Source organism: Streptomyces sp. bgisy159 (assembly GCF_057707805.1).
The window spans coordinates 122,236-135,278 of record NZ_JBYIQX010000019.1 but is presented as its reverse complement, the minus strand read 5'-3'; the positions used below and the strand labels follow the sequence as shown (position 1 = coordinate 135,278).

General features: G+C 74.6%; 9 protein-coding genes. 4 read left to right on the top strand and 5 right to left on the bottom strand.

What is annotated here, in order from left to right:
- The 3 genes from AC3ET3_RS20050 to AC3ET3_RS20040 all read right to left on the bottom strand — a co-directional run.
- Positions 1-773 (bottom strand): sulfite exporter TauE/SafE family protein (locus AC3ET3_RS20050; RefSeq protein WP_435612591.1); only part of this gene is annotated, 773 nt, incomplete at its 3' end.
- Positions 770-1,195, bottom strand: a complete 426-nt coding sequence (locus AC3ET3_RS20045) for a rhodanese-like domain-containing protein (RefSeq protein WP_432157027.1) — start codon at positions 1,193-1,195, stop codon at positions 770-772. The genes AC3ET3_RS20050 and AC3ET3_RS20045, both read right to left, overlap by 4 nt.
- Before the next feature lie 112 nt (positions 1,196-1,307).
- Entirely contained in the window at positions 1,308-2,675 is a 1,368-nt protein-coding gene (locus AC3ET3_RS20040; protein ID WP_432135289.1) for an MBL fold metallo-hydrolase, read from the bottom strand.
- A 173-nt stretch (positions 2,676-2,848) separates the two neighbouring features.
- Here AC3ET3_RS20040 and AC3ET3_RS20035 point away from each other — a divergent pair, with 173 nt between their 5' ends.
- Positions 2,849-3,262, top strand: coding sequence for a DUF302 domain-containing protein (locus tag AC3ET3_RS20035; RefSeq protein WP_432157018.1), 414 nt, complete (start codon positions 2,849-2,851; stop codon positions 3,260-3,262).
- A 362-nt stretch (positions 3,263-3,624) separates the two neighbouring features.
- On the opposite strand, the gene AC3ET3_RS20030 is transcribed toward AC3ET3_RS20035, so the two are convergent.
- Both AC3ET3_RS20030 and AC3ET3_RS20025 read right to left on the bottom strand, forming a co-directional pair.
- Entirely contained in the window at positions 3,625-5,796 is a 2,172-nt protein-coding gene (locus AC3ET3_RS20030; protein WP_432157017.1) for an MMPL family transporter, read from the bottom strand.
- 348 nt (positions 5,797-6,144) lie between these two features.
- A complete protein-coding gene (locus AC3ET3_RS20025) occupies positions 6,145-6,654 on the bottom strand; it encodes a DUF2231 domain-containing protein (RefSeq protein WP_432157016.1) in 510 nt (169 codons plus the stop codon).
- Between the two features lie 993 nt (positions 6,655-7,647).
- Between AC3ET3_RS20025 and AC3ET3_RS20020 the strand changes: the two genes are divergently transcribed.
- From AC3ET3_RS20020 to AC3ET3_RS20010, 3 genes are all read left to right on the top strand, one after another.
- On the top strand, positions 7,648-9,786 hold the full coding sequence (locus AC3ET3_RS20020; protein WP_435612590.1) for a hypothetical protein: 2,139 nt from the start codon (positions 7,648-7,650) through the stop codon (positions 9,784-9,786).
- Between the two features lie 91 nt (positions 9,787-9,877).
- Positions 9,878-11,491, top strand: a complete 1,614-nt coding sequence (gene pelF, locus AC3ET3_RS20015) for a GT4 family glycosyltransferase PelF (protein WP_432135294.1) — start codon at positions 9,878-9,880, stop codon at positions 11,489-11,491.
- On the top strand, positions 11,488-12,936 hold the full coding sequence (locus tag AC3ET3_RS20010) for a hypothetical protein (RefSeq protein ID WP_432135295.1): 1,449 nt from the start codon (positions 11,488-11,490) through the stop codon (positions 12,934-12,936). The genes pelF and AC3ET3_RS20010 overlap by 4 nt, the downstream gene beginning before the upstream one ends.
- Positions 12,937-13,043: the final 107 nt, after the last annotated feature.

The window sequence follows — 13,043 nt, the reverse complement described above, 5'->3', positions numbered from 1 at the left end:
AACCCCCCCCCCCCCCCCCCCCCCCCCCACCACACTGCGTCGGCCAGCATGAACGCCGCCACGGCCAGCAGCACCACGGCGAAGAGCCGCTGCAGCGCGGGGCCGGAGACCTTCGCGGCCAGCCGCTTGCCGTCCCAGGCACCGAGGACCGCGGCACCGACGAAGGGGCCGACGACCGCCCAGTCCAGTCTCTCGACCGTGCCCGCGCGGGTCGACAGGGCGGCCAGCGAGTTGACGGTGATGACCAGCAGGCTGGTGCCCACGGCGTCGCGCATGCGGAGGCCGAGCACGCTCACCAGCGCCGGTACGGCGAGGAAGCCGCCGCCGACGCCGAGGACGCCGGTGACGGCGCCGAGCCCGGCACCGGCCGCCACGGCCTTCCCCGGCCGCACCGGCGCCGGGGTGTCCGCGCGCCGACGGGGGCGCAGCATCCGCGCGGCGGCCGCCCCGGCCACCACCGCGAAGGCCGCCGTGAGGACGGTGGCCGGAATCCGGGCCGCCAGCGCGCCGCCCACCATCGCCGGTACGATCCCGGACGCCGCGAACAGCAGCCCCGTGCGCCATCGCACATGCCCGTCGCGGGCGTGTGCGGCCAGCGCGGTGACCGACGTGATCGTGACGATGACCAGACTGGCGGTCGTCGCCCCGACCGGGGTGAAGTCGAGCAGGTAGATCAGGGCGGGTACCGCGAGGACGCTGCCGCCGCCCCCGAGCGCGCCCAGCGCCAGGCCGATCACGGCCCCGGCCGCCAGGGCGAGGATGACAGCGCTCACGCGACGGTGCCGTTCCGGCCTCGGGCGTCCACCACCGGCAGCCCCGCCGCGGCCCACCCCCGCATGCCGCCGGTCACGTCGACCGCGTCCGCGCCCCGGGCGCTGAGCAGTTCGGCGGCCCGCCGGGAGCGGTTGCCGGAGCGGCATATCACCACCAGCGGCCGGTCTTTCACACGGGCGGGCAGCGCAGCGCCGGACGCCAGCGCGGACAGCGGCAGGTGCACGGCCCGGGGCGCGTGACCGGCCTGCCACTCGTGGCGTTCGCGCACATCGAGCAGGACGGCGTCGCCATCCGCGCCGCCGGTCCCCTGACCGGTGGCCGCGCCGCCGCCCTCGGGGCCGGGCCCATAGCCGGTGCGCGCGGCGGCCTCGCGGACCGTCACACGGCCCGGACGGCTCCGGCCGCGCCGGAAGAGGCTGATCATGCCGTTTCGCTCCTGTCTGTCATAGGGGTGGCACCGACGCGCCTGCCGTGAGCGTGACGTCACGTCGTCGGCGCCGGCGGTCTTGCACTACCGGGGCGTTGGCCGGCGCTCATCCGCGCCGGACGGTGAGTCCGGCCTGCTCGGCCGCCTCGAAGGTGTCGTCCACGGCGACCACGCGGCGGCCCGCGGAGTCCAGCAGGGACGCGGCGATCGCGGCGCGCATGCCGCTCGCGCAGTGCACCCAGACCTCACCCTCGGGCACCTCGTCCAGGCGGCGGTGCAGGGTGTGGATCGGGATGTGCACCGAGCCGTCGACATATCCGGCCGCACGCTCCGAGGACCTGCGCACGTCGAGGACGACGACCCCGTCTGCGGGGCGTCGGCCGGCCAGGTCGGCGAACACCGCCCGGGGGAAGGAGGAGGGCTCCTCGCCGTCGCGCAGCCAGTCGGCCGGTGTCCCGGTGGCCGCCGCGGCCGGGCGGTCGAGGCCGACCCGGGTCAGCTCGCGCTGGGCGTCGGCGAGCTGTCCGGGCGACTCGGCGAGCAGGGTGACCGGCTTGCCCCAGGGGATCAGCCAGGCCAGGTAGGTGGCGAGCTGACCTTCGGCCTCGAAGTTGAACGAGCCGGACACGTGCCCCCGCGCGAAGGCGATCCGGTCACGGAGGTCGACGACCCACTCCCCCGCCGCCAGCCGGGCGGCGATGTCCTCGGCGTCGGCCACCGCGGGCGGCGTGAGGTCGACCGGGACGGGCCCGGCCGCGTTGACCGGCCCGATGTGGGCGTAGTACGCGGGGATGTCGTCCAGCCCGGCCAGCAGCTCCGCGACGAACGTGTCCGCGTCCCGGGTCAGTGCCTCGTTGGCGGCCTTCTCCTTGCCGATGGTCGTGTCCTCGCCCGCCGTCTGCGACGAGGCACAGAAACTGCCGAACCCGTGTGTGGGCAGCACCGCTGTCTCGTCGGGGAGTTCGGCGGCAAGTCGGTGCGCGGAGGCGTGCTGCGCCCGGGCCAGCCGTTCCGTGAGCCGGGGTTCGACCAGGTCCGGGCGGCCGACCGTCCCGATCAGCAGGGAACCTCCGGTGAACACCGCGACCGCCGCGCCGTTCTCCTCCAGCGTGTAGGCGGTGTGGTGCGGGGTGTGGCCGGGCGTGGCCAGGGCTCGAAGGCTCAGACCGGCGGCGCCGTCGACGTCCACGCGGTCGCCGTCGTGCACCGGGACGCGTGGGAAGGACACGCGGGCACCGGCCGGTACCAGATAGGCGGCCCCCGTGACCCGCGCCAGTTCGAGGCCGCCGGTGACGTAGTCGTTGTGGACGTGGGTCTCGACGACGTGCGAGATCCGCACTCCGCGCCGGGCGGCGGCCGTGATCACCCGGTCGATGTCGCGCGGCGGGTCGACCACCACGGCCGTCCGCTCGCCTCCGGCGAGATAGCCGCGGTTCCCGAGGCCTGCCACCTCGATCGTGTCGACGAAGAACACGAGGTGCTCCCTTCCGGTGAAGACGTACCCCCGTGGGTATTACCCGAGGCTAACATGGGTACCCCGGGGGGTATTCAAGGGGGCAGAGGAGCCCCGGAGACGTCCCGAGTACCTCGCTCGCGCCCGGGCATCCGTTCCGGCCGCGTGAGCCCGACCCGAAAGCAGGCCATCCCATGCGTTACGACCGCACCGTGCGGCTCGACACCGACTTCGCCACCGCCGTCGCCCGTACCCGCGACGCGCTCGCCGCCCAGGGCTTCGGCATCCTCACCGAGATCGACATCACCGCCACCCTCAGGGCCAAGCTCGGCCACGCCGCACAGGACATGGAGGACTACGTCATCCTCGGCGCCTGCAACCCGTCCCTCGCCCACCGTGCGCTGGACACCGACCGCAGCATCGGGCTGCTGCTGCCCTGCAACGTGGTCGTCCGCCGCGACGGCGACCGTACCGCCGTACAGGCCCTCGACCCGGACACGATGGTCGCCCTCACGGGACTCGACGCGCTGCGCCCGGTCGCCGAAGAGGCCACTCGCCGCCTCGACGCCGCACTCGCCGCGCTGACGGACGGCGACAGCACGAACTGAGTCCCGCCGGGCGGCCCGCCGCGCAGGGGGGCGACATGGCGTTGTGCGACGCGGTTCCCGCACCGGGAGCCGCGTCGCTTCGTCGATCGGGGGCCGGAGGGCCGGGGCAGGCGTCGGCCCCGTGGGTGTCGAGGCGCCGGAAGCCCCGCGACGAGGGCCCTACGGCCCTCGCGGAACCGGCGCCGGGGTGGTGCAGTGAAGGAGACGGGGAGGGCCCCGTGAGGAGACGCGGAGGAGCAGCCGGGGGGATGCGCACCGCGTGATCAGGAACCGCGAGAAGCGGTTGGAGGCCCTCCCCCTCGAACGTGGGGGTTCCCGGGCGGCGCGTGCGCGCCGCCCGGGAACGTGTGGACGGGCCCGGCTCAGTCGTGGCCGTGCGAGAAGGTGATGTCGGGCAGGATCCGCCGCAGCCGGCGCGGCGTGTACCAGGCGGCGTGCCCGGCCAGGCGCAGCAGCACCGGCAGCAGCACCAGGCGGACCAGTGCCGCGTCCAGCAGGACGGCGACGCCGAGGACGATGCCCATCTCCTTGGGCGGGAGCGGGCCGGACAGGGCGAAGGTGAAGAACACGGCGACCATGACGGCGGCCGCTGCGAAGATCACCCGTCCCGAGTGGGCGAGGGCGCCGGTCATGGCCTCTCGCGGATCCCCACTGCGTTCGTAGTGCTCCTTGGCGGAGGCCAGGAGGAACACGGTGTAGTCCATGGCGATGGCGAAGATCATCGCGAAGAAGAACACCGGGGCCCAGCCGTCGAGGAAGCCCTGCGGCGTGAAGCCCAGCAGGTCCGCGCCGTGACCGTCCTGGAAGATCAGGCGGGCCACGCCGAAGGCGGCGCCGGTGGACAGCAGGCTGGCGACGGTACCGAGGAAGGAGATGAGCGGCGCCTGCAGAGCGATCAGCAGCAGGACGAAGCCGAGGGCCAGCACCACGCCGATGACCAACGGTGTCTTCTCGGTGAGCAGGTGCTGCAGGTCGAGGTTCTCCACGGCCGCGCCGCCGACGAGGGTACGGTCGGGCAGTTCGGCGCGCAGGGTGTCCACGGTGCCGCCGAGGCCCGGGTCGGAGGGGTCGACGGTGGGCACGGCCTGGATCATCGACCAGCCGGAACCGTCGGCGGCGGGCTGGGCGGGCATCACGCCGGCGATGCCCTCGGTCGCCCCGACCTGCTGGGCGACCTCGTCGGCCTGCTCGGTCGGGGTGACGATCTGGAGGGTTCCCGGAGCACCGGCGCCGAAGGCTTCCTGGACGGCGGTGTAGCCGGCGCGGGCGCTGGCGTCGGAGGGGATGACGCTGATCGAGGGCATGGCGGTGCGCAGCCCGATGACCGGGGCGGCGAGGGCCAGCAGGGCGACGAGCGCCAGCGCGCCGTACCTGAAGGGGTGCTTCCACAGCCGTTCGCCCCATGCGGCGAAGCGCGGTGAGCGGTGTTCGCCGGAGTGGGCCCAGGGCAGGGCCAGGGCGTCGATGCGGTGGCCGAGCTTGCCGAGCACGGCGGGCAGCAGGGTGAGCGTGGCGGCCAGGATGAAGACGACGGCGAGCATGATGCCGCCCGCCATGGAACGGAACGCCGGCGACGGCACGAGCATCACGGCGGAGAGGCTGACCAGGACGGTCGCCCCGGAGAGCAGGACCGCCTTGCCCGCGGTGTCCATCGTCTCGGCGACCGCCGCGCGCATGCCCTGCTTCCGGCCGACGCGGGCGCCGCGGAAGCGGACCACGAGGAACAGGGCGTAGTCGATGCCGAGGGCGAGCGCGAACATCATCGCGAAGTTCATGGCCCAGATCGACACCGGGAACAGGTGGCTGATCAGCACGAGGGACCCGGCCGACGCGGCCAGTCCGGCGAGGGTCAGCAGCAGGGGCAGTCCGGCGGCCACCAGGGAGCCGAAGGCCAGCACCAGGATGGCCAGGGTGACCGGCCAGGAGAGCATCTCGGACTTCAGCATGGCGTCGTGGTTGGCCTTGTTGAAGTCACTCCACAGCACGGACGCCCCCGTGGCGTGCACCTCGATCCCGTCCCCGGAGAGCTCCCGGAGCGGTTCCTTGAGGTCGTCGGCGGCCCGCACCATCTCGTTGGGGTCCGCCGCCGCACCGGCCAGGACCACGGCGGTACGGCCGTCCGCGCTGATGGTGGCGCCCTGCTGCGGCGGGATCACCGTGGAGACACGGGGGTCCTCGGCCGCCAGGGTGCCCGCCTCGTCGATCACGGCCCGGACGTCGGGTGTGGTGACCGGGCGGTCGGCGCTGATGACGATCTGGAGCGCGGAGGAGGCGTTGCCGCCGAAGTGGTCCTCGGCGATCTGGCGGACCTTGACCGAGTCCGATCCGTCGGCCTGCCAGCCGGCCCCGGAGAGCGCGGAGTTGACCTGGGGGGCGAAGGCGCCGAGCACGCCGACGATCAGTAGCCACCCCACCAGTACGGCCTTGAAGTGGCTCGCCGACCAGACGCCGAGGCGGCCGAGCGGACCTGGTCGGGCGGCTTCGGGTGGAGTCGGGGCGGCTTCCGGAAGGGCGGTGCTGCGAGGGATTTTCACGGGTGGTGCTCCTGGGTGAGAGCCGGTTCCCACACGCCTCGGGGGCGGGGGTCGGGCGAGGGGCGGGTGCGGCGGGCCGCGACCGGGGCGCCGAGCGCCGCAGCGGTCCCGGACTCCGTCGCCACCCTCCGAACCGGCCGAGCGGAACGACGGACACGACACGGCCGGCAGCCGGGGCGCGTCCTCGGACAACGGGGTCAACCATACCCCCTGGGGTATTGTTCCCACCGTATCGGCCGACGCGCGCCGCGGCCGCCGGCCCGGGCCACTCCGGTACCGGTCGGCGAGAGCGCCGGTGCCCGGCCGCGCGACTCGGTGCCGCCCCCGACCCTCGCCTCGCCGGGCGGCTCAGTCGTCCCCGTCACCGCCCGACGCCGTCCTGGAGAAGCCGTCGTGCCAGGCGGCCTTCGCGCCGGAGTCCCCGATGCGGTAGACGTCCACGACGGCTCCCACGGACACGACGAGCGACAGCACCGCGAGCGCGACGCGCACGGGTGCGGCGTACCTCCGGGGGCCGCGCTTCGTCCCGGCCCCGGCGGCGGACCGGGCCGTCCACCAGACGACCGCCGCGAGGACGAACAGTCCCCCGGCCCAGGGAAGCAGGCCGTCGGCGAGCCCGGCGTGGCGGCGCACCAGCTCACCACCCGCCACATGGCGCTCCAGCCACTCCCCCGACTCCGCGGTGAGCGGCACGCTGACGAGTGTGACCAGCGCGAGCAGCGGGAGCACGACACCCATGCGCCGCGCGACGCCCGGCCAGATCGCGCCGACCGCGAGCGCGAGCGCGGTCAGGGGCACGAGGACGACAACGAAGTGCACGAACAGAACGTGCGCGGGCAAGCCGTCGACCAGGCTCATGGAATCTCCTCCAGCGGGTTGGCGGGCACCTGACATGCCACGATCAGGGGCGCCACCCTGGCACAGGAACCTCTCAGCTCCCTCTGAGCGCGAGCCGGCGAGCCCGGCCGCACTGTCCCGGCAGCGCGTGGCCTCCACCTCGACAGCGGCGCACCTGACCTACGACGTCCTGCGACCCGGCCGCTCCCACGGGTTCACCGACCACAGCCGACCGGCCCCCACCGACCGGTGGACCGTGCCGAGTCGTCACTCACCGGTGGACGGCGGTGAGTCGTCGTACTCAGGCGTGCGGTGGAGGCGGTGGTTAGGCTCCGTCACCGGAGCGGCCACGGCACACGGGAGGCGGGACGGCATGCGGTCGGGTGGGGACACGGGCGGTCTGCGGCCGCTGCGGGCGGGTGATCCGGGGGAGATCGAGGTACAAGGGGTACGTCACGGTGTGGAGCCTCCCCGCACCAGGCCCGGCGAGCTGAGTCCTCGCCCTGTCGAGCCGGGGTCCGCCCGACGCCACGGCGCCGGGACCGGCGGGCCCCCAAGGGCCTCACACACGGGGCCGGCCCGCACTCCCGCCGTGCGCGTGGCTCGTGCCCGGCGGGTGACGCGACACACCGGTGATGACCGGAAACGTTCTGTGCACGGACCGGATGTGGCGTAGACCACTGAGCGTTGCCCGCCCAGGCCTCCCACCCGCCGGGATCCGACCCATCGCCCTCCGACCAGCACCGACCTCGCCCGTCCGTCCCCGCGGGCGCCCCACCCGCCGCCGGCGCGACACCCTGCCGCCCCCTCACTCCCCCGGCCCGCCCCTTCCGGACACCCGTGCTTTTCCGTCATGTTTCGCAAGACCATCACATAAAGCGCACACAACTCCCACCGTGTGACACGATTTCAGCGTTCACGACCGGCCTCTGAGGGGGAAGCCGGCGTGGCACGGGGGGTGCGGCCGTTCCGAGCGAGCGCGCTCGCCCCTGCCCGGGGAGGGGACTTCACCGCATGCAGCGGATTTTTCGCGCCGGCGCACTGACGGCCGGCGTGCTCGTCGCCGCGTTCGGCCTGCCGGCCGGCCCGGCTCACGCCGACACCGACACGCCCCGCGTCGACCTCAGGGTCCTCGTGGTCAGCGACGGCGGACCGGCGACAGAGGCGATCGCCGCCGAACTCGACACGGCCGGAACGCCGTACACCACGATCGATCTCACCGACGCCGACCGGCCCGTCATCGACACCGCGTTCCTGGCCGACACGGTCGACGGACGGCCCCGCGCCAGATTCCAGGCCGTCGTGCTGCCCGACGACAACCCGTTCGCCGCCGGCTCGGACGAGATGGACGCCCTGGCGGCCTACGAGCGGACCTACGCCGTCCCGCAGGTCGACGCCTACACCTACGCGCGCCCCGAGGCCGGCCTGCGCTATCCGGTCGACGACGGCTACTCCGGCGGCCTCGACGGCGTCCAGGCACAGGTGACCGCCGCGGGCCGGACAGGGCCGTTCGGCTATCTGGAGGGGGCCGTCCCGTTCGAGGACAACTCCCCCGACGTGGGCGAGAGTTACGCGTACCTGTCCCAGCCCGCACCCGGCGCCGACTTCACCCCGTACGTCGACGCGCCGATCCCCGGTTCCAACGCGCGCGGCTCCCTGGTCGGCGAGTACCGGCACGACGGGCGGCGGGAACTGGTCGTCACCTTCGTCTACAACCGGTACCAGCAGCAGTTCCGGCTGCTGGCCCGGGGCATCGTGGACTGGATGACGGACGGCCTGCACCTCGGCGCGTCCCGCAACTACTTCGCCGTCCACGTCGACGACGTGCTCGCCGCCGACGACCGCTGGAACACCGACCTCGACTGCACGCCCGGCGACGTCGACTGCACCGACCCCTCGGCCACACCCGACCCGATCCGGATGACCCCGGCGGACGTCGACCACGCCCTCGCCTGGCAGGCCGACCGCCGCTTCACCCTCGACCTGGCCTACAACGCGGCCGGCAGCGTCGACCAGCGCGAGGACCACGGCGGCGTCGACGCGCTCGCCGACCGGCTGATCGCCGCACGTGACCGGTTCCGCTGGATCAACCACACCTACACGCACGCCTTCCTCGGGTGCGTCCAGGACACCTCGGTGGTGCCCTGGAAGTGCGCCACGAACGCCGACGGCAGCACACGGTGGGTGAGCCGGAGCGAGATCTCCGCGGAGATCGCCAACAACCGGGTGTGGGGCCGGAACGTCGGACTCCCCCTGGAGGACGACGAACTGGTCACCGGCGAGCACTCCGGTCTGGCCGTGCTGCCCCAACAGGACGAGGACAACCCCCACCTGGGCCCCGCCCTCGCCGACAACGGCATCGCCTGGCTCGGCTCGGACAACTCCCGCGAACCCGGCCGGCGCCAGGTCGGTCCGGCCACGACGGTACCCCGCTACCCGATGAACGTCTTCTACAACGCGGCGCGGGCCGCCGAGCAGGTCGACGAGTACAACTGGATCTACACCGGCCGCGCCCAGGGCGGCAGCGGCATCTGCGAGGACAACCCGGCCACCACCACCTGCCTGGACGCACCGCTGGACCCCGCCACCGGATACCAGGACCACATCGTGCCGCTGGAGACCCGCACCGCCCTCTCCCACGTGCTCGGCAACGATCCCAGACCCCACTTCATCCATCAGTCGAACCTGGCCGAGGACCGCATCGCCTACCCCGTCCTCGACGGTGTCCTCGGCGGCTACGACGCGCTCTTCGCGGCCGACACCCCCGTGGTCAACCTGCGGATGAAGGACATCGGCGCGGAGCTGGAACACCGGGCCGCCTGGCGCGCCGCCCTGGACGCCGGTTCGGTGACGGCGTACCGCATCGGCGACGCCGTGACGGTGCAGGCACCGGCCGGAACCGCGGTCCCCGTGACCGTGCCGACCGGAACCACTCTGGCCGGCACCGTGTTCGGCGAGGCCTACGCGGGGCGGATGTCGGGCTGGACGTCCTCGGCGGACGGCCCGCCAACCCTGTCGCTGCCCTCGTCCGCCGCCGCGCCCCTCGACGACACGGCGTCCGCCGGCGGAACGACACCGGCACCGGCACCGGCACCGGCCACCACGGTCCCCGTCGGCGTCTCCGAGTCCGTCCCGTACACCTCGGACCGCTGAGCGGCACACGACCGACGCCCTCCCGGCCCGCGCGGCGACGCGCGCCCGGAAGCGCCACCGACCGTCCCCATTCCGGCCGTGGAGCACAGCCATGCACGTTCCCCACGGCGCGCGCCGCCACACGACGCGCGTCACCCTGCTCACCGAAGGCACCTACCCGCACAGTCACGGCGGCGTCAGCGTCTGGTGCGACCAGCTCGTACGCGGCATGCCGGACATCGCGTTCGACGTCATCGCCGTCACCGGCACCGGCCGCGAACCGGTGGTGTGGGACACGCCCGCCCACGTCACCCACGTCCACGCCGTCCCCATGTGGGGGCCGCCGCCGGCCGGCGGCCCGCCGCGCGGGCGGGCCCGCAACCGGCTCGTCCGGGCCTACGAACACTTCCTCGCCGCGCTCCTCGACCCGTCCGCCGAGGACGGGTTCGCGCCCGCGCTGTACGCCATGGCGCGCGCCGCGACCGACGGATCGCTGAGCGCGTTCCTGCGCGGGGACGACGCGATCGGCCTGCTGGCCGGGGTGTGGCGGCGGCCGGGCACGGCCGTGCGCGAGGCCCGGCCCACCCTGCACGACGCCCTGACGGCGACCGCGCTGCTGGAGCACGCCCTGCGCCCGCTGGCCGCACCGCCGCCCGAGCACGGAATCACCCACGCGGTCAGCGGCGGTGTCGCCGTACTGCCCGGACTGACCGCGCTGGAACAGCACGGCACCCCCTTCCTGCTCACCGAGCACGGGGTGTACCTGCGCGAGCGCTACCTCGGCTACCGCACCGCCCCCTACCCCTGGCCGGTGAAGGCGGTGATGCTCGGTTTCTTCCGGCTGCTGGCCGAGGAGAGCTACCGGCGAGCCGCCCTGATCACGCCGGGCAACCGCTACAACCGGCTGTGGGAGGAGCAGGGCGGGGCGGCCCCGGAGACCATCCGTACGGTGTACAACGGCGTGGACCCGGCGGCGTTCCCGCCCGCCGGGCCGGAACCGGACGGACCCACCCTCAGCTGGGCGGGCCGCGTCGACCCGATCAAGGACCTGGAGACGCTGATCCGCGCCTTCGCCCTGGTCCGCGACCGGCTGCCCGGGGCGCGGTTACGGCTGTTCGGCGGCACCCCGCGCGGGGGCGAGGCCTACCGGGAGCGCTGCGAGGCGCTGGCGGCGGACCTCGGCCATGCCGGCGCCGTGGTCTTCGAAGGGCGTGTCGACGACATCCGGGACGCCTACGCGGCGGGCAACGTCGTCATGCTCTCCAGCATCAGCGAGGGCTTCCCGTTCACCCTGATCGAAGCCATGTCGTGCGGCCGGGCCACGGTCTCGACCGACGTGGGCGGCGTGCGCGAGGCCGTCGGCGACACCGGGCTGGTCGTGCCGCCGCGCGACCCGGCGGCCATGGCGGCGGCCGCGCTGGAACTGCTGAACGACCCCGAGCGGCGGCGCGCGCTCGGTGCGGCCGCCCGCCGGCGGGTGATCGAGCAGTTCACCCTGCGGCAGACCGTCGACACCTTCCGGTCCATCTACCTGGAACTGCCGGACATCGCCCGGCGGCGCGGGGAGGGCGGGGCCGACGGGGACCCCCGCGGCGGGCGCCGCTCGGCACGCCGGCCCCCAGCGCTCGTTCCGGCGGTCTCCGTGCCGGCGGACCAGGCCGCGTCGCCCCCGTCCGGTCGGACGCCGTCGGCGGCGGTCACCGGGGCGAGGAGCCTGGCGGGATGAGCGGTCCGATGGCACTGGAGCCGGGCGGCAGCGAACAGGACACACTGGCGCTGCGGCTGGCCGCGCCGGAACCGGTCCGCCGCGCGCCGCACCGCGCCCGCGGGCGAACCGTCGGCCGCCCGGACGCGGCAACCGACGAACGGACCCTGCTGATCAGGCTGCCCCGGCTCGGTCCGGACGAGGACGCGGTCAACCTGCTCGCGGCGGAGCTGGCCGACCGGATCGGCAGTTGCGTCCACCCGTACGAGGTGGCCGCTCTGCTGGAGGCGGACGGCCTGTCCGCCGAGGCGGTCCACGAACGGTACGGCCATCCCGGCCTGTTCTCGCTGGCCGCCGCGCTGTACGAGCGGGTGCCGCGCACCTATCCGGAGCCGGCGTCCGGTCCCGACCCCTGGCGGCCCGACACCGTGCGCTGCCTGCTGCGGGGGGTGCTGTTCGCGCTGCCGGGACTGGCCTATCCGCTCACCGCGCCGTTGTGGCACCCGGGCCGGCACGCCGTGGCGCTGGTCGTCGCGGGGCTCCTGTCCTGGGCGTGGGGGCAGGCCCTCGGTCACCGCGCCCATCTGCGGATGGCGTCCGGTCGCCGGGAGGCGGGCCGTACCCTGCTGGCCGGAGCGCCCTGCGGGGCGGTCGCCGCCACCGCGGTCGCCGCGCTGCCCGCGGGCGGTGGGCCGGTGCCGGCAGCCGTGGCGGCGCAGTCGGCGTACCTCGCGGCCGCGGGGGTGCTCCTGGTGCTGGGCCGGGAGCGGCTGCTGCTGGCGGCCCTGTCCCCGCTGGTGGCCGGTACCGCGGTGCTGCCCTGGTGGGAGCCGGGTACGCCGTTGCGGCTCGGACTGCCGCTGCTGGCCCTGGCGGTGACGCTGGGCTGCGCGGGCTGGGCGGTGCGCCGGGCTGTCCTCGAACCCGCCGTGCCGGACGCGGCCCGCCCGCCGCTGTGGTGGTCGGTGCCGTACGGCCTGTTCGGGCTGGCCGCGGGCGTGCTGGTGCTGCTGGAGGGGTTGCGGGCACCGTACGCGGTGATCGTGCTCACCGTGAGCATGGGGCCGGCCGAGTGGCTGCTGTACCGGTACCGGGGCCGTTCGGTGGCCGCGCTGCGCGCCGCCGCCACCCCCGCCGGATTCCTGCTCCGCTCGGCCGGTCTCCTCGGCGCCTGTGTGCTGGCCTACGTACTGCCGCTGCTGCCCGCGGCCCTGCTCACCGGTGCCGCGCCGGCGGACCTGCTGCCACTCGCGGCCACGCTGTGGCTGGCCCTGCTTCTGCAGGCGTTCGGAACGGCCTGGCCCGCGGCGCTGATCTGCCTCACCGCCGCGGGCACGGCCGCGGCGGGCACGCTGCTGGGGCTGCCGCCCGGCCCGGCGGCCCTGCCGCTGAGCTGCGCGGCGGCGGCGCTGCTCCTGGCCGGCTGTGCGGTGCGGCTGCTGGGCCGACCCGCTCGGCACGCGTGAGGCCGCCCGCCGACCACCGCGCGCCCCGCCCCCGACCCACCGCGACACGCCCTGCCTCTTCACGCACCGCACCCCGCACTCCCACCGCCCGCGCCCCGCTTCCGGCG

What these genes read in the sequence shown, in the direction of transcription:
- AC3ET3_RS20010 (WP_432135295.1), top strand. Translation starts at nt 11,488, where the DNA reads ATGAGCGGTCCGATGGCACTGGAGCCGGGCGGCAGCGAACAGGACACA.
- AC3ET3_RS20035 (WP_432157018.1), top strand. Translation starts at nt 2,849, where the DNA reads ATGCGTTACGACCGCACCGTGCGGCTCGACACCGACTTCGCCACCGCC.
- AC3ET3_RS20025 (WP_432157016.1), bottom strand. Translation starts at nt 6,654, where the DNA reads ATGAGCCTGGTCGACGGCTTGCCCGCGCACGTTCTGTTCGTGCACTTC.
- AC3ET3_RS20020 (WP_435612590.1), top strand. Translation starts at nt 7,648, where the DNA reads ATGCAGCGGATTTTTCGCGCCGGCGCACTGACGGCCGGCGTGCTCGTC.
- pelF (WP_432135294.1), top strand. Translation starts at nt 9,878, where the DNA reads ATGCACGTTCCCCACGGCGCGCGCCGCCACACGACGCGCGTCACCCTG.